17 protein-coding genes and 2 pseudogenes are annotated in these 18,933 nt (G+C 73.3%); 11 read left to right on the forward strand and 8 right to left on the reverse strand.

The features are described from left to right. Window positions 1-48 precede the first annotated feature (48 nt). Complete coding sequence (locus tag OG422_RS24325; protein WP_405745538.1) at window positions 49-1,272, forward strand: cytochrome P450; 1,224 nt, start codon at window positions 49-51, stop codon at window positions 1,270-1,272. Window positions 1,273-1,290: 18 nt separating this feature from the next. Here OG422_RS24325 and OG422_RS24330 read toward each other — a convergent pair whose 3' ends face one another. The 3 genes and pseudogenes from OG422_RS24330 to OG422_RS24340 form a co-directional block, all read right to left on the reverse strand. Continuing rightward, window positions 1,291-1,731, reverse strand: coding sequence for an NUDIX hydrolase (locus OG422_RS24330; protein ID WP_405745541.1), 441 nt, complete (start codon window positions 1,729-1,731; stop codon window positions 1,291-1,293). Window positions 1,732-2,091: 360 nt separating this feature from the next. After that, window positions 2,092-2,938: pseudogene (locus OG422_RS24335) on the reverse strand (ATP-binding cassette domain-containing protein); the annotation flags it as partial. Between the two features lie 18 nt (window positions 2,939-2,956). Then, window positions 2,957-3,568: pseudogene (locus OG422_RS24340) on the reverse strand (ATP-binding cassette domain-containing protein); the annotation flags it as partial. A 474-nt stretch (window positions 3,569-4,042) separates the two neighbouring features. Here OG422_RS24340 and OG422_RS24345 point away from each other — a divergent pair. Next, complete coding sequence (locus OG422_RS24345; protein ID WP_405745544.1) at window positions 4,043-4,555, forward strand: DinB family protein; 513 nt, start codon at window positions 4,043-4,045, stop codon at window positions 4,553-4,555. 134 nt (window positions 4,556-4,689) lie between these two features. On the opposite strand, the gene OG422_RS24350 is transcribed toward OG422_RS24345, so the two are convergent. Beyond that, window positions 4,690-4,908: a ferredoxin gene (locus OG422_RS24350; protein WP_143943263.1), complete on the reverse strand. Its 219-nt coding sequence runs from the start codon at window positions 4,906-4,908 to the stop codon at window positions 4,690-4,692. Window positions 4,909-4,912: 4 nt separating this feature from the next. Then, window positions 4,913-6,103, reverse strand: a complete 1,191-nt coding sequence (locus tag OG422_RS24355; RefSeq protein WP_405745548.1) for a cytochrome P450 — start codon at window positions 6,101-6,103, stop codon at window positions 4,913-4,915. A 111-nt stretch (window positions 6,104-6,214) separates the two neighbouring features. Here OG422_RS24355 and OG422_RS24360 point away from each other — a divergent pair, with 111 nt between their 5' ends. The 3 genes from OG422_RS24360 to OG422_RS24370 all read left to right on the forward strand — a co-directional run bounded on the left by OG422_RS24360 (window position 6,215) and on the right by OG422_RS24370 (window position 9,252). Next, window positions 6,215-6,841: a TetR/AcrR family transcriptional regulator gene (locus OG422_RS24360; protein ID WP_405745551.1), complete on the forward strand. Its 627-nt coding sequence runs from the start codon at window positions 6,215-6,217 to the stop codon at window positions 6,839-6,841. A 333-nt stretch (window positions 6,842-7,174) separates the two neighbouring features. Next, entirely contained in the window at window positions 7,175-8,599 is a 1,425-nt protein-coding gene (locus tag OG422_RS24365) for a hypothetical protein (protein WP_405745554.1), read from the forward strand. A gap of 71 nt (window positions 8,600-8,670) precedes the next feature. Further along, window positions 8,671-9,252: a GNAT family N-acetyltransferase gene (locus tag OG422_RS24370; protein ID WP_405745557.1), complete on the forward strand. Its 582-nt coding sequence runs from the start codon at window positions 8,671-8,673 to the stop codon at window positions 9,250-9,252. A 24-nt stretch (window positions 9,253-9,276) separates the two neighbouring features. Here OG422_RS24370 and OG422_RS24375 read toward each other — a convergent pair whose 3' ends face one another. Then, entirely contained in the window at window positions 9,277-9,813 is a 537-nt protein-coding gene (locus tag OG422_RS24375; RefSeq protein WP_405745560.1) for a hypothetical protein, read from the reverse strand. Between the two features lie 131 nt (window positions 9,814-9,944). On the opposite strand from OG422_RS24375, the gene OG422_RS24380 reads away from it, so the two are divergent. Continuing rightward, the gene (locus OG422_RS24380) at window positions 9,945-10,178 is read left to right on the forward strand and encodes a DUF6296 family protein (protein ID WP_143943257.1); all 234 of its coding nucleotides are present in this window, start codon (window positions 9,945-9,947) and stop codon (window positions 10,176-10,178) included. A gap of 70 nt (window positions 10,179-10,248) precedes the next feature. On the opposite strand, the gene OG422_RS24385 is transcribed toward OG422_RS24380, so the two are convergent. Both OG422_RS24385 and OG422_RS24390 read right to left on the reverse strand, forming a co-directional pair. Then, complete coding sequence (locus OG422_RS24385; protein WP_405745563.1) at window positions 10,249-10,572, reverse strand: putative quinol monooxygenase; 324 nt, start codon at window positions 10,570-10,572, stop codon at window positions 10,249-10,251. A 67-nt stretch (window positions 10,573-10,639) separates the two neighbouring features. After that, window positions 10,640-11,410, reverse strand: coding sequence for a GNAT family N-acetyltransferase (locus tag OG422_RS24390; RefSeq protein ID WP_405745567.1), 771 nt, complete (start codon window positions 11,408-11,410; stop codon window positions 10,640-10,642). Between the two features lie 387 nt (window positions 11,411-11,797). Between OG422_RS24390 and OG422_RS24395 the strand changes: the two genes are divergently transcribed. The 5 genes from OG422_RS24395 (at window position 11,798) to OG422_RS24415 (ending at window position 18,778) form a co-directional block, all read left to right on the forward strand. Further along, a complete protein-coding gene (locus OG422_RS24395; protein WP_405745570.1) occupies window positions 11,798-12,652 on the forward strand; it encodes an alpha/beta fold hydrolase in 855 nt (284 codons plus the stop codon). A 407-nt stretch (window positions 12,653-13,059) separates the two neighbouring features. Beyond that, complete coding sequence (locus OG422_RS24400) at window positions 13,060-14,043, forward strand: ABC transporter permease (protein ID WP_405745573.1); 984 nt, start codon at window positions 13,060-13,062, stop codon at window positions 14,041-14,043. 1 nt (window position 14,044) lies between these two features. Then, entirely contained in the window at window positions 14,045-14,953 is a 909-nt protein-coding gene (locus OG422_RS24405) for an ABC transporter permease (RefSeq protein ID WP_405745575.1), read from the forward strand. Further along, window positions 14,950-17,037, forward strand: a complete 2,088-nt coding sequence (locus OG422_RS24410; protein ID WP_405745578.1) for a dipeptide ABC transporter ATP-binding protein — start codon at window positions 14,950-14,952, stop codon at window positions 17,035-17,037. Before OG422_RS24405 ends, OG422_RS24410 begins: the two co-directional genes overlap by 4 nt. A gap of 73 nt (window positions 17,038-17,110) precedes the next feature. Continuing rightward, entirely contained in the window at window positions 17,111-18,778 is a 1,668-nt protein-coding gene (locus tag OG422_RS24415) for an ABC transporter family substrate-binding protein (protein WP_405745581.1), read from the forward strand. Window positions 18,779-18,933 lie beyond the last annotated feature (155 nt).

Here is an 18,933-nt window from a genome sequence, read left to right on the forward strand (position 1 = left end):
CCGGACCCGGCCGTCGGCCCGGCCGGGCGGGCAGACGAGGAGCGACACATGAGCGGCACCGCAGCCCCGCACGGCACGACCCCGGGCGGGATCCACGCGTTCCCGATGGACCGGGCGGCCGGCTGCCCCTTCGACCCGCCGCCGGGGTTGCGGGAGGCGCAGCGGAGCGGGCCGCTCACCCGGGTCCGGCTGTGGGACGGCAGCACGCCCTGGTTGGTGACCCGCCACGCCGACCAGCGTGCCCTGCTGGCCGACCCCCGGGTCAGCGCGGACATCACACGTCCCGGCTACCCCGCCTCCGCGCCCGTCACCGGGAGCGCGCGGATGAGCTTCATCCTGATGGACGACCCCGAGCACAACCGGCTGCGGCGGATGGTGACGGCACCGTTCACGGTCCGCCGCATGGAGGCGATGCGGCCCACCATTCAGCGGATCGTGGACGGCTTCCTCGACGAACTCCTCGCCGGGCCCGCCCCCGCCGACCTCGTCGCCCGGTTCGCGCTGCCGGTCCCGTCGCTGGTCATCTGCGAACTGCTCGGTGTGCCCTATGCCGACCACGACTTCTTTCAGGAAAACAGCCGGATACTTATCAGCCGCACCGTCGAACCGGAGCAGCGGGCCGCCGCCCACGCCAACCTGACCGGCTACCTCGACGGGCTGCTCGCCCGGAAGGCCGCGGGCCCCACCGATCTGCTGTCCGGGCTGGTCGGACGCGTCGACGCGGGGGAGCTGACCCGGGAACAGGCCGCCGAGACGGGCGTCCTGCTCCTCCTCGCCGGGCACGAGACCACCGCCAACATGATTGCGCTGGGCACCCTCGCGCTACTGGAGAACCCCGGCCAACTCGCCCTGCTGCGCGACGCCGACGATCCGCGGGTGGTCGCCTCGGCCGTGGAGGAGCTGCTGCGGTACCTCACCATCACCCACAGCGGCCGCCGTCGCGCCGTCCTGGAGGACATCGAGATCGCCGGGCAGACCCTCCGGGCGGGCGAGGGCATCGTCCTCGCCAACGACCTCGCCAACCGCGACCCGGACGTCTTCCCCGACCCGGACCGGCTCGACCTCGCCCGCGACTCCCGCCGCCATCTCGCCTTCGGCTTCGGCGTGCACCAGTGCCTCGGGCAGACCCTGGCCCGTATCGAGCTACAGGTCGTCCACAGCACCCTCCACCGGCGCATCCCCACCCTGCGCCTGGCCGCCGACCGTGACGATCTCTCCTTCAAGCACGACGGTGCGGTGTACGGGGTGCACGCGCTGCCGGTCACCTGGTGAGGCGGGCGGCCAGGGCGCTCAGGGGCTGGTCGGCCGCAGCTCCGTCAGCGTCAGCGCGTCGACGGCCGCGGGGCTCAGCCGCGCCTCGTCGAGACCGGACAACGGGTGCCAGGCCACGGCCGCGGTGCTGCCACCGGTCTCGTGGACCCGCAACGGGCCCGGCAGCAGCGTGACGGCGTGGAAGAGGCCCACGAGGTGCCATTCGACGCCCCGCCGGTGCGCCGTGTAGGTGCGCGCACCGATCAGGCGGGCGTCGCGCACGGTGCCGCCGGTCTCCTCGTACACCTCCCGTGCCAAGGCGTCGGCCGGCTGCTCGCCCGGGTCGATGCCGCCGCCCGGCAGATGCCAGAGTCCGGGGGCGAAGACCGGCGAGGCCGCCGAGAGCCGGGTCAGCAGCAGCTGTCCGTCGGCGACGACGACGGCGTACGCCGAGACACGGGTGCGCGGGACGGTGTCCAAGGTGGCCTCCAGGCGTGCGGGCGCGCGACCGGGGGCGGCCGCGCGGGGCGGGGCGTGCGGAAGGGAGACGAGCGCGGGGCGGGCAACGGTTGCGTGGGGGCGTGCGCCCGCCGGACCACGCCCCCGTCGGCCCGCCCCATGCCGCGCCGGGCGGCCCCGCCCCACCCCGGCGCCGTCAGGCAGGCTCCGGCGCCTCCAGCAGGGCCCGTACCTCCTCGGCGGTGGTCTCCTCCAGCGTTTCGCCGACGAGGAGCCAGCGGGTGATGCCGACGGACTCCAGGAACGGCAGATCGTGCCCGGCGATCACCAGCGCGCCCTGGTAGGACGCCAGCGCGGCGGTGAGCTGCCGCACCCCGGAGAGGTCGAGGTTGTTGGTCGGCTCGTCCAGCATCAGCAGTTGCGGGGCGGGCGCGGCGAGCATCGTCGCGGCGAGCGCGGCACGGAACCGCTCACCCCCGGACAACGTGCCCACCAGCGCCTGCGCGCGATCCCCCTTGAACAGGAACCGTGCCAGTTGCGACCGCAGCGCGTTGTCGGTGACACCGGGCGCCGTACGGGCCGCGTTCCGCGCCACGCTCAGGCCGTCGTCCAGGATGTCCAGACGCTGCGGCAGGAAGCGCAGCGGAACGAAGGTCCGCGCCTCGCCGGACAGCGGCTCCACCTGTCCGGCCAGGGTGCGCAGCAACGTCGTCTTCCCGGCGCCGTTCCGGCCGATCAGCGCGACGCGCTCGGGGCCGCGCACCTCCAGATCGCCTTCCCGGAGCAGGCCGTGGCGCGGGCGCAGCGCCGTCAGGCGGAGCACGGTGCGGCCCGCGGGCACCGCCGTGTGCGGCAGGTCCACCCGGATCTCGGCATCGTCCCGGATCGCCTCCGCGGCCTCCTCACGCCGCCCCCGCGCTTCCTGGAGGCGGTCCTCGTGGATGCCGCGGACCCGGTCGGCGGACTCCTGGGCGGAGCGCTTGCGCTCCCCGGCGACGATGCGCGGCGCGCGTCGCTGCGCGTCCAGCTTGGCGCTCTGCCGACGGCGCCGGGCCGCCTTGACGCGGCTCTCCTCCAGCTCCCGCTGCTGCCTGCGGACGTCCGCCTCGGCGGTGCGCAACGTCCGTGCGGCCGCGTCCTGTTGGGCGGCGACGGCCTCCCGATAGGCGGACCAGCCACCGCCGTACCAGGTCACGGCGGTGGAGCGGAGTTCGGCGATCCGGTCCATCCGCTCCAGCAGCTCCCGGTCGTGACTGACCACGATCAGCGCGCCGGAGCGCCAGGAGGCGACGGCCTCGTGGAGCCGCCGTCGCGCGAACACATCGAGGTTGTTGGTCGGCTCGTCCAGGAGCAGCACGTCGGGGCGGTCCAGCAGCAGGGCGGCCAGCCGCAGCAGGACGGTCTCGCCGCCGGACATCTCGCCGACGGTGCGGTCGAGGCCGAGGGAGCCGAGCCCCAGGGAGCCCAGCGTCGCCAGGGCGCGTTCCTCGATGTCCCAGTCGTCGCCCAGCGTGGTGAAGTGCGCCTCGTCGGTGTCGCCGGACTCGATGGCGCGCAGCGCGGCGCGCCGGTCGGCGATGCCGAGGGCGTCCTCGACCCGCAGACCGGTGTCGAGGGTGAGGTTCTGCGGAAGGTAGCCGAGGGTGCCGGTGACGCTCACCGTGCCCTCGGCGGGGCGCAGTTGACCGGCCAGCAGCCGCAACAGCGTGGATTTCCCGGTGCCGTTGTCGCCGACGAGGCCGGTACGGCCCCGGCCGATGACGAGGGAGAGCCGGTCGAGGACGGTACTGCCGTCGGGCCAGCGGAACGTCACGCCGGAGCAGGTCACCGAGGCTTGCGGAGCGGGGGGTCGGGACATGGTTTTCTCGCAGTCTGCACGCAGGAACGGGGGCGTCGTAGGCGAGCACCACGCGGCGACCGGCCGGGAAGGGAGGGGTGCGGTCCTGGCAAGGGAGGACGGTTCATGCACCGAGGTCGCATCCGCGCGAGGTCACGGGCGGCAGAGTGCCGGCACAGCGTGACAGGTGTACGGCAGGGCCGTACCGCGCGATGGTCGCGGACCTCAGATGCGCAACGTCCACCTCTATCGGAGACAACAGGACTCCGGAACGGTACCTCAGCCAGGAGCGGGCCGCATCGGGATTGATGAGCGGCCGGTCGGTGAGGGGCGGGGACGGGGCCGGTCGGCGCGGGTCCGTTCGGCGGGGGCAGGGGCGGCGGCCGGCCGGTGCGGGCCCGTCCGGCCCGTCCGCCCTACGCTCCGTCCGCGCCCGCCCCGTCGGGCGTCCGCAGCGCCCGGGCGTTGTCACACCCCCGTGCCACGATGACGACCATGACCACTTCCGAACGCGTCACGCCCCCGATGGACGCAGATGAGCGGACGTCCCTGACCAGCTGGCTCGACTTCTACCGCGCCACCCTCGTCGGTAAGTGCGCGGGGCTCGCGGAGGAGCAGCTGCGCACGGTCTCCGCGCCGCCCTCGCCGCTCACCCTCGTTGGCCTCGTCCGGCATCTGGCGGAGGTCGAGCGGAGCTGGTTCCGCCGGGTCCTCGCCGGGGAGGACGTTCCCGATCTGTTCCCGGGGGACGCCGGTGCCGACGGGATGAGCGGCGGTTTCGACGGTGCCGGGGAGGCGTCGTGCGAGGACGCGATGGCGCTGTGGCGGGCCGAGGTGGAGCATGCCCGGCGCGCTTGTGCCGGCCGCTCCCTGGACGACACCGGCTCCCTGGGGGAGGGCCGCGTCACGCTCCGCTGGATATACACCCACCTGATCGCGGAGTACGCCCGCCACTGCGGCCACGCCGACCTCATCCGTGAGCGCATCGACGGCAGGACGGGCGTCTGACCCACGCCCGGCGAAGCACCGCCACGGCGCCCGGGGCGCGGCTGTCCCGAGACCTCACCGGACGGCGGGCCCGCGCTCCGGAGGCGCGCCGGGACCTGCCGCCCCGGGGGCCGAGGCACCCCGGGGCGGCCCGGTCAGTCCCGGGGCGCGATCTCGCGACCGTCCTCCCGTACGGTGATGGCCATCGCCGGGCACAGGTCCGCGGCGTCCAGGGCCAGTTCGTCGTCCCCGTCGATCTCCTCGCGCACCGGCCGGGAGCGGGGGCCGTCCAGGACGAAGAGTCCGGGCGCGGTTCCGGCGCAGATGCCGGAGCCGATGCAGCGCTGCGGGTCCACCTCCACCTGTCGGCTCATGGGCTCACCACCCCACCGGCAGGACGCGCGGCCCGCGCACCAGCATCTCGGTCTTCCACTGCACATCGCCCGCGAGGTGCAGCCCGGGGAAGCGGGTGATCAATGCGCCGAGCGCTTCCTGGAGCTCCAGCCGGGCCAGCGGCGCGCCCAGGCAGTGGTGGACGCCGTGGCCGAAACCGAGGTGTTGGTTGCCGGTCCGGGCGAAGTCCAGGGTGCCGGGGGAGGAGAAACGGAGCGCATCGCGGTTGGCGGCGCCCACCGCGACCAGCACCGGCGTACCGGCCCGCACCAGCGTGCCGCCGACCTCGATGTCCTCGGTGGCGTAGCGCGGCTGGCCCGCCCCGCTGCCCAGCGGCACGAACCGCAGCAGCTCCTCCACCGCACCGGCCATCAGCTCCGGCCGCTCCCGCAGCCGGGCCAGCTCCTCGGGGTGGTCGAGCAGGGTGAGGACGAAATTGGGTATCTGCGTCGCGGTCGTCTCGTGCCCGGCGACGAGGATGCCGATGCAGAGATCGACCAGCTCCAGCTCGGAGAGCCGGTCCCCGGCGTCCCGTGCATCGATGAGCGCCGTCATCAGGTCGTCCTGCGGATGCCTGCGGTGCTCCTCGATCAACTGCCCCATATAGGCGCGCAGTTCCTCGCGGTTGGCGTCGAACTCCTCCGCCGTCAGCGAACTGGTCGACAGTGCCGCATCGCTCCAGGCCCGGAACTTCGGCCGGTCCTCGACGGGGACGCCCAGCATCCGGCAGATGACCGCGACCGGAATCGGCAGCGCATAGCGGTCCACGAGGTCGGCGGGCGGACCGGCCTCCTCCAGCTCGTCGAGCAATTGGCCGGTCAACTCCTTGACCTGTGGCCGGAGTTTCTCCACCTGGCGCACGGTGAACGCCTTCGCCACCAGGGAGCGCAGCCGGGTGTGCTCGGGCGGGTCCATGCTGAGGATGCCGCTGTTGAGGCTGCCCTCGGACTGCCGCGGCTCGTCGCGTTCCAGCCCCAGGGCGCGGCTGAAGCGCTGGTCACCGAGGACGAAGCGGGCTTCGGCGTACCGCGTCACCAGCCAGGCGGGTTCCCCGTAGGCCATGCGGACCTGCAAGAGACCGGGGCGGTTGCGGGCCTCGTCGTACGCCTCGGACAACGACAGGTTGTCGGCGGTGTTGAAGGGATAGGAGAGGGGTGCTGTATCAGCTGTGGTCACGGTGGCCTCCCTTGTGTAAGCACCTGCTTACAAACGTTAGGGCGCCGGTCCGCGGACGGTCAACGACCGGTTACGGCCGTTATCCTGACGGGCCGTCCGGAGAGGAGCACCATGGCGAATCCCGTTGGCGTACCGCCCGGTTCACCCCGGAGAAGAGACGCGCAGGCCACTCGCCGCAGGCTGCTGGAGGCCGCCGCCGACCTGTTCGCCGAGCGCGGTTACGACGCCGCGACCGTGCGGGACATCGCGGACCGGGCCGGTGCCAATCAGGCGCTGTTGTTCCGGTACTTCGGCTCGAAGAGCGGGCTGCTGACGGAGGTGATGGCGCACAGCGGCGAGGAGCAGCTGCGGACCACGCCCCCGGAGAAGCTGTTCGAGACGACGCTGCGCGGCATGCTCACCCACCACGGCAAGGAGCCCCACGACCGCTCCCTCGCGGTGTATCTGCGCTCCGTCGGCGGCGCCGACGACGCGGCGGAGACGGTGAAGGTGCTGGGGGAGCAGTACGCGGACGTGCTGGCCGGGCTCTCCGGGGCCGAGGACGCGGCGCTGCGCGCGGATCTCGCCATGGCGTGGCTGCTGGGCATCGGCATGATGCGCGTCGTCGTCGGCCGCGAACCCCTCGCGAGCGCGGACCCGGATGAGGTCTGCGAGCTGGTTCTGGGGCTTCTCCGGCGGTTGCTGGAGGGGGTGCCGGCGCCGGAGGGGGCGGTGCCGCCGGAGTCCGGGGAGCGGTGACGGCTGGGGCCCGGCGCCGGGTGCCCTGCGCGCCCGATGCCTCGCGCCCTGCGCGCCCGATGCCTCGCGCCCTGCGCGCCCGATACCTTGCGCCCCGTGTGCCCGATGGGCCGCGCCCCATGCGGCATGCCCCCATGCGGCATGCCCCCACGGGGCCGCTGCGTCGCGGGGCGGTGCCCCATGCGGCGCGCCTCATGAGTCCGCCGCCTCGCGGGGCCGGTGCCTTCCGGGTCTGCCGCCCTACGGGCTCGCCCCCCGTGCGTCCAACATCCGGAACCTGGTGGGGCGTTCGTACGGTGGTGTGTCACCAGTGCGCCCTAACCTGGAGGTGGGTTGACGGAGCTTCAGGGGGTGGGGATGGACGACGGGGGTTCTTTCCGGGCCGAGGCGCATGAGGGCGGGCGCGTCCACCAGGCGGGCCGGGATCTGCACATCACCTACGGCGGTCCGGCCCCCGCGGCGTCGCGGGAGCCGGACGGCGCGGTGGGCGCCGGAGCCCCGCCGACGCCGGAGGAGTTGTTGGCGTGCTTCGCGGATGCACCGTTGCCCGCGCACGTCCTCGACCCGCGGGCGCCGGCCGCCGTTGCGCTGCCGGATCCCGGCCCCGCGCCGGAGGCGGTGGCCGCGGCGGTCGGTGCGCTCGCCGGTGCGGCCGTGCCCGCGGCCTCGCCCGTGGCGCCGGAGGGCACGGTACGGAGCCCGGTCCGCTGTCTGCGTCCGCCCGCCGCCCGGCCCGGCGGACCCGCGCGGCCCGCGCTCGACGCCTGGGCCGCCGCGCTGCTGGACCGCGCCCTGCTACGGAGCGCCGACGACGCCGAACTCCCGCTGTTCGCGCCGCACGTCCGCGCCCTCCTGTGGCGCTCCGGCGCCACGCTGCCCGAGCCGGTCGCGGCGGCCCGGCGCCTCCGGGACGGCTACGAACGGTGCGGTGCCTACGAGGCGGCGCTGCCGTTCGCCGAGCGGATCGTGGTCTGCCCGGCGGGCGCGGGCCTCGCCGACGCGCTGGCCCACGGCCGCCTCCGGGTGCGCTGCGGCGACCACGCCGAGGCCGAGGCGGTGCTGCGGCCGGTGCTGGCCCGGGCGGACGCGGCGGCGACCGCGCGCGACCTGACCCTGGCCGGAAGGACCGGGCCGTCCCTGGGGGAGCTGCTGCGGGAGAACGCCGAGGGGCCCTTCACCGGCAAGCTCTCCACCGTCGACGGCGATGTGCTGGTACAGGCCGCCGACGTGCTGACCGTGCTGGCCGAGGCGCTTCACGGGCGGCGCCGGTACGCGGAGGGTGAGCGGCTGCTGCACACCGCCACCGGCCTGTACTGGCGGGTCCTGGGCGCCGCCCACCCGGCGCGGATCCTCACCCAACTCCGGCGCGCCCGCTCGCGCGGCCGCCAGCGGTTGTGGACCGAGGCGCTGGTCCTGCTCCGCGACGCCCTGACCTTCCGGGACGCCGCGGCACTGGAGCGCGACCACCCCCGCGCGGCCGCGCTCATCCGCCTCACCCATGCCGAGGTGGCCGACGAGGCGGTGCGCTCCCTGGCCGAGGACGGCGGGGGCCGCACCCGCGCCGTGGGCATGTTCCCCGCCCCCGTGGTCCGTTTCCTCGACGCCACCGTCAGCAGACCCCCGAAGCTCACCCCCGCCGACGCCGACCGCCTGGCCACGGAGGCCGCCGAGGCGTGCGAGCGCGCGTACGGCCCCTGGCACCCGCGTACCCGTACAGCCCGGGCGCTGGTGGCACGTCGGGAGGCGTCGGGGGAGTAGTGGGGCGGTCGGCCCGGGCACGCGGCACCGGCCCACCGGGACGGGGTTCGGCAGACGAAGGGCTGGACCCCGTGCGCCGTGGCGTGATCGCATACGGGACGACCTCGTTCCGGACCGGACAGCGCGTACGGCTGCGCGGGATCGAGCCCGGCGACTGGGCCGCGTTCCGGCGCTTCGCCGCCGACGAGGAGCGGTCGGGGGATGTGCTGCGTCCCCCGCGTTCCGCCGAAAGCTTCCGCGCGTGGGCGCGGGAGCAGGCCACCGCCGCCGAGGGTGACTGTTTCCGGCTGGTGATCGAGGCACTGGACACGGGGGAGACGGTCGGCGCCGTCGGCTCGTCGTACGCCGATCCGCACGCGGGACGGTTCGCGTACGGCATCACGAGGGAAGCCGGTCACCGGCGCAAGGGGTATGCGACCGAGGCGGCGGTGCTGTTGCTGCGTTTCTTCTTCGCCGAGCGGCGCTACCACAAATGCGAGGCACGGATCTTCGCGCACAACGCGGCATCCCTGGCCCTGCACCGTCGGCTCGGCTTCGTCGAGGAGGGGCGCCTTCGTGACCACGTCTTTCTTGCCGGACGCCATCAGGATCTCGTCGTGATGGGCCTGCTGGCCGACGAATTCGCCCGGCTGCACCCGGTGGACGTGCCCTGATCCGCGCCCCCGTCCAGCCCCCGTTCAATCCCTCTGATGCGCCGTGCGCGCCGCATCCACGAAGAGTTCCAGGGCCTGCCAGAACGGGCGGTAGGCGGCGTCGAGGTGGTCGCGGCCGGTGGGGTCGCCGTCGAGTTCGGCGGTGACGCCGGCGTGGAAGGGGCCGGTCGCCTTCTGGAGGGCGAGGGCCGCGGTGGCCGCTTCGGGTGGGCCCTCCAGCTCGACGACGCGGGCGCAGCGGCGGATGCGGGCGTACTCCGCGATCTCGCGGTCGTGCAGCTCGCGGAGGGCGCCGAGGCGTTCGGCGGAGTCGGGGCGCCGGAGGACCGCGGAGGTCTCCCAGTACAGCTCGCCCATGCGGTGGGCCTGCTCGATGAGGTCGAGGTAGGCGATGCGGCGGCTCTCGCGCAGCCGCTCGGCGCGCTGCGTACGGGCGGCGGTCTCCGCCTGGAGGGTGGCGGCGCGGGCGCTGCCGCGGCCGGTCACCCAGCTCGCGAGCACCGCGGTGCCGCCCGTCACCACGGCGATGGCCAAGGTCCACAGTGTGCCGTTGTCACCCACGTGGCGTCACGATACCGAGGCGGTGTCACGGCCGGTCCGGCGCCCGTGGGGCAGGGGCCGTTCCGTCGGGCGGGGCGGCCCGGGGTGCGAGACGATGGAAGAGTCGACAACCCATCGCCGAAGAGGCAGCCATGGAGTATCCGGAAGCCTTCGAGCTGGTGTTCCAGGCGTCCGCCGTCGCCGACGACGTGGTGGTCGTCCGGCGCACCGCCGCCGCCGGGGCGGGCGGATACCCGGTCTACGAGGACGAGACGGGCATCGTCCGCGCCGAGATCAGCGACCGCGGTGAGGTCCGGATGCTGGCCAGCGGCGGGCACCAGGAGATCGGCGTGCCGCTCCTGGTCCGCCCCCTGAAACCGTCCTGACCCGGACGCCGTACGGATTGTGGCCCGCACCGCGGGGTCCCCCGTACGGCGGCCGTGACGCGGTCGGGTGTCAGTCGATGACCAACTCGCCCATGGCGCCCCAGCCGGTGGCGCCCTCGATGGTGGTGCTCACGATCTCGGGGGTGTGCCGCAGCAGCGGGCGCATGGTCTCCAGCCCGGCACGGAAGTGGTCGGAGGTGACGTGGGCCTCGGCGGCGTCGTCCTGGAACGCCTCGACGAGGGTGTAGGACAGCGGGTCCTCGACGCCGCGGGACCACTCGAACCAGAGGTTGCCCGGCTCCGCCCGCGTGGCCTCGGTGAACGCGGCCACATGCGACGGCCACTCCTCGGCGTATTCGGGCTTCACGGGAAATTTCACAACAATAAAGATCATTCGGCGATTCTAGGTCATCTCCGGCAGGCGGGGTCAGGGGGTCCCGCCGCGCCCCCGCCGTGGCGGATCAGGCGGCCATCGGCGGCGCGGGCGCGATCCGGGCGGTCACGCAGGGGTCGCCGGTGCGGTAGCCGAGGCGGTCGTAGAGCCGTTCGGCGGGGGCGTTGCCGCCGAGCTGCCACAGGGTGCACACGCCGTCGTTGCGCACGGCGTGCCGGGTCAGCCAGGAGGTGAGCGCGGCGCCCAGGCCCTCGCCGCGCCGGGCCGCGTCGGTGGCGACGGAGACCATCAAGGGCGCGCCGCTGTCCCGCAGGCGGCTCAGTGCCCCGCACGCCACCAGCTGCCCGGCGTCGTCGCGGATCCCGGCCCAGAGGCTGACGTCGGAGGAGCCGGGGCCCGTGGAGTGCGCGGGGCTGTGCTCGGCGAGGAAGGCGCGGAGCGCGTCGTGGTGCGTGGCGTCCAGGGCCTGGACCCGTTCCTCCGCGGCGTGCGGGGGCGGCTCCTGTTCCGTCCAGCGGAAGACCCACTCGACGGCGCCGGTCACCGGGAGGTGCCGCCCGACCAGGACGTCGGAGCCGCGCGGCACGGTGAACTCCCGCACCCGGTCCGGGAGTCCGTGGGCGGCGCGCAGGACGAGGCCGGCGGCGGCGTCGGGATCCCCGACGCTCAGCACCTGTCCGCGGTCGAGCCAGGCCGCGGCGCCGGTGCCGCTCCAGCTGATCCGGTCGGCCGGGCGGCGCCGCGCGACGCCGAAGCGCAGCAGAGCGGTACCGTCCCGCGACTCCAGACCCTGACCGAGCGGGTCCGTGGTGCGGGGAGCGAGTGTCGTGGCCTGCATAGCTCTCTCGGGGACGTGGGGAGGCCGTGGCCCCGGGCGCGCGGGCGCGACCGGAGAGGGCCGTGTCGGGAAGGTGGGGGTCCGGTGGCGGCAGCGCAGACGCGCGCCCGGCCGACCGGACGCCCACTGTCGCACACCGCCCCGACCTCGGCGCAACTCCGTGAGGCCCCGCACGTGCCTCGCCTTCGCAGGGCGGACCGCCCTCGGGCCACGGAAGTGCAGGCGGGCGTTCGCGAGAGCCATCGGACGGGGGGCGCCGGGACCGTCGCCGTGCGCGTCGGCCCGGCCGCCCTCCCGCCGCCCCCCGAGCAATCCACCCCGTCGCCCCGACCCACCTCACACCCACCCCCGCTTGTCGCGCCGCGCGTTTCCGTTGGACGCTGGGGCATGCAGACTCTTCCGACCTTCGTCCTCGTTCACGGGGCCTTCGCCAACTCCTTCTCCTTCGCGCCGCTCCAGGCCGAACTCGGCCTTCTGGGGCACCGGTCCGTCGCGGTCGACCTGCCGGGGCACGGGTTCGAGGCGACCTTCCCCGCCGCGTACCAGGCGCCGCAGGACCTCGACGCGCTCGCCACGGAGCCGGGCGGCATCAAGGACGTCACCCTCGCCGACGCCGTCGCCCGCGTCATCGCCGTCCTGGAGCGGGCACAGCGGAACGGCCCGACCGTGCTCGTCGGCCACAGCCGGGGCGGCATCACCCTCACCGCGGTCGGCAACGCCCGGCCCGACCTCGTCGACCGCCTCGTCTACGTCTCCGCGTGGTGCCCGGTCGACCTCGATGTCGCCGGGTATTACGCCGAGCCGGAGATGGCGGACGTCGATCCGGCCGCCCTGGCGACGGCGCTCGTCGGGAATCCGGCGGAACTCGGTCTGCTCCGCACCAATTTCCGTACCGCGGACCCGGCGGCACTCGCCTCGTTGCGGCAGACCGTCGGCGCCGACCTCGCCGACGACGAATTCCGCACCTTCCTGAACACCTTCCAGCCCGACGACAATCTCGACGCCGGAACCATCGCCGACTGCGCACAGGAAGCGACCTGGGGCCGTATTCCCAAGACCTATGTGCGGCTGGCCGAAGACCTCGCCATTCCGCTCGATATGCAGGACCGGATGATCCGCGAAGGCGACGCGCTCACCCCCGGTAATCCGTTCGACGTCCATACGCTCCAGGGAAGTCATCTGCGCTGGCTCGTCCACCCGGAGCCCGCCGCCGAACTGCTCGGAAGCCTTGTTACGGGCTGACATCGTGCCTGGTGGCCGGTGGTGCGGCAGGGGTGCGCCATCGGCCGCCGATGCGTATGGGTCACACCGGTCCGATCCCCTTCGTACACACCGGAGTTGAGCGGGAGGGAAAGCGCCGAGGAAAGGGTGTATGCGCCGGGTAATGAGCCTCCCGGAACCCTTTCCGGGCGGGGACGGGACCCGTAAGAGACGTACCGCATAAGGAAACCGGGAATGCCGCCGATTGCTACAGCGGCATGTCGGTCTCGTGGCGGACACAGGCAAAGTCTGGTGCCGGTGGCGGAGCGCTGACAAGACTGGTGTTCGCACATTTGTGCTCACGTCCCGTCTTCCCGGAAAGCTCCACGGCACATGCAGAAATCCCGCAGACCCGGCGCCCCCACGGCCCGCCCCAGGAGGTGGCGCGCATGCTGCGCCATATGACGCGCAAGGCGGCGGGCTGGCTGCTGATGATCGCGGTCGCCACCAACGCCACCTATTTCCTGGCGAGTTGGTTCCTCGACCCGCGCGCCAACTTCCGGGACCTGCGGCCGGTCCGCACCGAGGCGCAGATCGACCGGGCCCTCGCGCCCTACAACCTGGACCCGCAGGTGCCGTTGGTGCACCGGTGGTGGGACTGGCTCACCTCCGTCGTCCTCCATTTCGACTGGGGTAAGTCCCCCACGGGCGTCTCCGTCAACGGGGAGATCGGCTACCGCTCCCTCGTCAGCGCCGAACTGGTCGTCATCGCCACGCTCCTGTCCGTACTGATCGGCGTCGCGCTGGGCGTGTACACCGCATCGCGGCAGTACGGCTGGGCCGACCGCGTCTCCCAAGCCGTCTCCATCGTGGTGCTGAACATCCCGACGTCCGTCGCCGCCCTCGCCGTGGTCTTCGTCGCCATCTGGCTCAACCAGCACGCCGGACTGCACTTCCTCTACGTCGCCGGGGAGAACTCCCCCAACGTCGAAGGGCTGCTCCCCACGATCGGCGACCGCCTCCTCCACCTGATCCTGCCGACCCTGACGCTGACCCTGATGGGATACGTCGGCTACCACCTGACCCAGCGGTCGCTGCTGCTCGACACGCTCCACGCCGACTACGTGCGCACCGCCCGCGCCACCGGGCTCACCCGCGCCCAGGCCATCCGGCGGCACGCGCTGCGCAACGCGCTCATCCCGACGGCGACCTCCGTGGCGTTCAGCATCCCGGCGCTCTTCACCGGCGCCGTCATCACCGAGACGATCTTCGGCTGGAACGGCATGGGCCGCTACTTCCTCCAGACCATCGTCAAGAACGATGTGCACGGCACCGTTGCCACCGCCGCCTTCGCCGCGGCCCTCACCGCCGTCGGCGCGATCCTCGCGGACATCGCCACCGTCTTCCTCGACCCGAGAGTGCGGGTGAGCTGAGATGGCCACCGACACGGAAACCGGCGCCCCGGCCCCCGCGCCGTCCGCCCACCGCCTCGGCCGCCTCTACCTGCGGCGTTTCCTGCGCAACCGGCTCGCCGTCGCCGGCGTGGCGATCTTCGTCCTGCTGGTGCTGTTCAGCGCGCTCGGCGGGCTGCTCACCCCGTACACGTACGCCGACACCGACTTCGTGGCGCTCACCCAACCGCCCGGCGCGACCCACTGGTTCGGCACCAACCAGGGCGGCAACGACGTCTACGCCTCCGCCGTCCACGGTCTCCAGCGGTCCCTGGTGATCGCCGTCAGCGTCTCCGTGCTGACCGTCGTCGTCGCCGCGGTCATCGGCTCCGGCGCCGCGTACTTCGGTGGCCGGATCGAGCGGGTGACGCTCGCCGTCATCCACTTCCTGCTGGTCGTCCCCTCCTTCCTCATCCTCGCGCTGGTCTCCCACCGCCTCGCCGGTGACTGGCGGGTCCTCATCGTCGTGCTGACGGTCTTCGGCTGGATGTCCACCGCCCGCGTCATCTGGTCCGTCTCGACCTCCCTGCGCGAGAGGGACTATGTGACGGCGGCGGAGTTCATGGGCGTCAGCGCGCCGCGCATCATCCTGCGGCACCTCATCCCCAACCTCGGCTCGCTGCTGATCGTCAACCTCACGCTCGGCGTCGTCGCGACCGTACTGAGCGAAACCGCCCTCTCCTTCCTCGGGTTCGGCGTCCAGACCCCGGACGTCTCCCTCGGCACGATGCTCGCCGACGGCGCGGGCACGGTCACGAGCGCCCCCTGGCTCTTCGCCTTCCCCGCGGGCCTGGTCGTCCTGCTCACCGTGTCGATGACCTTCATCGGCGACGGGCTGCGCGACGCCCTCGACCCCACTTCCGTGACCGGCGCGGCTGGAGGCCGACGATGACCCGTACGACGACCCTGCCCCGCCCGGCACCGCGGTCCGCCGCCACCACCCCCGTGCTCTCCGTCCGGGACCTGCGGATCTCGTTCCCCTCCGAAGCCGGGCCGGTCGAGGCGGTCCGCGGCGTCAGCTTCGATCTGCTGCCGGGCCGCACCCTCGGCATCGTCGGCGAATCCGGCTCCGGCAAATCGGCCACCGCGATGGGCGTCATGGGCCTGCTGCCGCCCGCCGCCGACATCGGCGGACAGGTGCTGCTGAACGGCCGTGACCTGGTCGGACTCGGCGACAAGGCGCTCTCCGGGGTACGCGGCGCCGACCTCGGCATGGTCTTCCAGGACCCGCTGTCCGCGCTCACCCCGATCTTCTCCGTGGGCCGGCAGCTCTCCGACGCCCTGCGGGTCCATCAGGACCTGACGAAGCGGGCCGCCTGGGACCGCGCCGTCGAACTCCTCGACCTCGTCGGCATCCCCGACCCGCGCGAGCGCGCCCGCTCCTTCCCGCACGAGTTCTCCGGCGGTATGCGCCAGCGCGTCGTCATCGCCCTGGCCATCGCCAACCAGCCGTCCGTCCTCATCGCCGACGAACCCACCACCGCCCTCGACGTCACCGTGCAGGCCCAGATCCTCGACGTGCTGCGGGTGGCCCAGCGGGAGACCGGCGCCGGGCTCGTCCTCATCACCCACGACCTCGGCGTCGTCGCCGGGCACGCCGACGACATCGCCGTGATGTACGCGGGCCGCGTCGTGGAACGGGCGGGCGTACGGGAGCTGTTCGACCGGCCGGTCATGCCGTACACTGCCGGGCTGCTCGCCGCCGTGCCCACCGTGGACAGCGGGGTGCGCCGCCCCCTGATCCCCATCGGCGGGGAGCCGCCCGCCCTCGTCGGTCCGCCGGCCGGCTGCGCCTTCGCCGGCCGCTGCCGCGTCGCCGTCGACGCCTGCCGCACCACCGACCCCGCACTGCGCGACGTCCCCGGGCACGGGCAGGCCGCCTGCCTGCGCGCCGACGAGGTGGCCGACGGCACGCTGGACCCCACCGGGACCGCCCCGGACGGCGAGCCCGGGGCCGTCCAGGGCGACACCGCGACCGGGGAGGTGGTGCTCCGCGTCGAGGACCTGGTCAAGACCTTCCCCGTCACCAAGGGCGCCGTCCTCAAACGCCGGGTCGGCACCCTGCACGCCGTCAACCGCGTCAGCTTCGACCTGCGCGCCGGGGAGACCCTGGGCCTGGTCGGCGAGTCCGGCAGCGGCAAGACCACCACCCTCCTGGAGATCCTGCGGCTGAAGCGGCCCGAGGGCGGACGCATCGAGATCGCCGGGACCGATGTCGCAACCGCCGGACCGGCCGCGCGGATACGGGAGTTGCGGCGGGACGTCCAGATCGTCCTCCAGGACCCGCTGGGCGCCCTCGACCCGCGGCTGCCGGTCCACCACCTGCTCGCCGAACCCCTCCAGGCCATGGGCGCCGACCGCGCCACGATCCGCGCCCGCGTCCCCGAACTGCTGCGCCTGGTCGGCCTGGACGGTGCCGTGAGCGACCGCTTCCCGGCCGCGCTCTCCGGCGGCCAGCGTCAACGCGTCGGCATCGCCCGGGCCCTGGCGACCGAGCCGAAACTCCTCGTCCTCGACGAACCGCTCTCCGCCCTCGACGTGTCCGTACAGGCCGGAGTGATCAACCTGCTGGCGCGGCTGCGGCGGGAACTCTCCCTCGCCACCCTCGTCGTCGCCCACGACCTGGCCGTCGTCCGCTACCTCTCCGACCGCATCGCGGTGATGTACCTCGGCCACCTCGTCGAGACCGGCCCCACCGAAACGCTCTTCGCCGACCCCCGGCACCCGTACACCCGGGCGCTGCTCTCCGCGATCCCGGTGCCCGACCCGGAGCGCGAACGCAGCCGGGAGCGCCTGGTGCTGGAGGGCGAGCAGCCGAGCGCCACCCGGCTGCCCGAGGGCTGTGTCTTCGTGGACCGCTGCCCGCTGTACCGCCTCGCCGGTGAGGACCTGCGCCGCCGCTGCCGCACCGAACGCCCGGCCCCGGCCGCCGCGGACGGCGACCCCGGCCACCGCTACGCCTGCCACGCCGCCTGACCCCGGCCCGGCCCGCACGGGCCCCCGAACCCCCTCCCGCCCGCTCCCCGAAACACGAAGGAACCCTGCCGCCATGCGCGCAAGACTGGTCCTCCCCGTCGCCCTCGTCGCCGCCGTCTCCGTCGCCGCCACCGCCTGCCAGGCGCCCGCCGCGAAGGACACGGCCGACGGCCCCAGGACCGCGTCGGCCGCCGTCGACTACAACCCGCAGCTCTACGACAAGATCAAGGACGGCGGCACCTACACCACCGCCGGGACCTTCGACGACCAGGGCAACCCGTTCAACGTCAACGCCACGCTGACCGCGTCCCGCGTCTGGGGCTGGTACAACGCCGACGCGATCACCTACTCGCCCGCCGGTGAGGTGCGGTACAACCCCGACTACTACAGCGACGTGAAGGTCACCGTCGACGGCGGTGACCAGACGGTCGTCCTCACGCTCAACCCGAAGGCCGTCTTCAACGACGGCACCCCCATCGACTGGACGGCGATCCACGCCACCTGGAAGGCGAACAACGGCTCCGACAAGGAGTTCGCCGCCTCCTCCACGGACGGCTACGACCGGATCACCGCCGTCGAGCGCGGGGAGACCGCCAAACAGGCCGTCATCCGCTTCAAGGGCGTCAACCCCGCCTGGCCCGCCCTCTTCAGCACCTTCCTGCACCCCAAGGCCGCCACGGTCGCCCACTTCAACAAGGCGTACGTGAAGAAGGCCCACCCGGAGTGGGGCGCGGGCCCGTACACGGTCGGCAGCTGGGACACCCACTCCGGCAACATCACCTTCGTCCGCAACCCCAAGTGGTGGGGGAAGAAGGGCAAGCTCGACAAGCGCGTCTACGTCAACCTGGAGTCGACGGCGGCGGTCAACGCCTTCAAGAACGGCCAGCTCGACTACACCTCCGCCGTCGACGCGGAGAGCCTCCAGCAGATCAAGGGCCTGGCGGGCACGGAGATCCGCAGCGGCGGCAGCCCCTTCGAGTACTCCCTGAACGTCAACACCAAGTCCCCGATCCTCGCCGACAAGGCCGTCCGCAAGGCCGTCGTGGAGAGCGTCGACCGCCCGCAGATCGCCCGCATCCAGTTCCAGGGCCTCGACTACAAGGAACCGCTGCCCGGCTCGGCCGTGCTCTACAGCTTCCAGAAGGGGTACGAGGACAACGTCGCCGCCGTCCTCCGGCACGCGCCGGACCAGGCGCCCAAGACCCTCGACGCGGCGGGCTGGAAGCCCGGCCCGGACGGCGTCCGCGTCAAGAACGGCAAGAAGCTGGAGATCGGCTACACCCTCCTCGGCGACGACCCGCTGGGCAAGGCCACCGCGGGCGCCCTCGCCGCCATGCTGAAGCCCGCCGGGATCCACCTCGTCATCAAGAAGGGCGACGACGCGGACTTTGCGAAGATCCTCAACGAGCGGCGCTTCGATCTGATCCTCTCCGGCAACCGCTCCATGGACCCGTTCGGCGCCCGCTACCTCTGCGACTTCTACTGCTCCGACCGTGACTCCAACCTCACCGGCGCGGGCACCCCCGCCCTCGACAAGGAGATCCGCGCCACCGCCGACATCGCCGACCTCGGCAAGCAGGCGACGGCGGTCAACAAGGTCGAGCGGAAGGCGCTGGCGCAGTACGCCTTCCTGCCGCTGTTCAGCGGCCCGTCGACGTACGGCGTGAAGAAGGGCCTCGCCAACGTCGGCGCGACGATTTTCCACACCCCGCTGCCGGAGACGGTCGGCTGGCAGAAGTGACGCCCGCGGCCGGTCACGCGGACCGGGTGTCCCGCCCCGCGCCGGCCGCGCGGGGCGGGCCCCCGCGGGCCCGCCCCGGGCAATGCGCCAAGGTTCCGTCAAGGTGTGGCGGGCGGGCGGCCCCGGGGCACCGGTGGCGGTTACACCGGAAGTGG

Source organism: Streptomyces sp. NBC_01525, assembly GCF_045040405.1.
Taxonomy (GTDB): domain Bacteria; phylum Actinomycetota; class Actinomycetes; order Streptomycetales; family Streptomycetaceae; genus Streptomyces; species Streptomyces benahoarensis.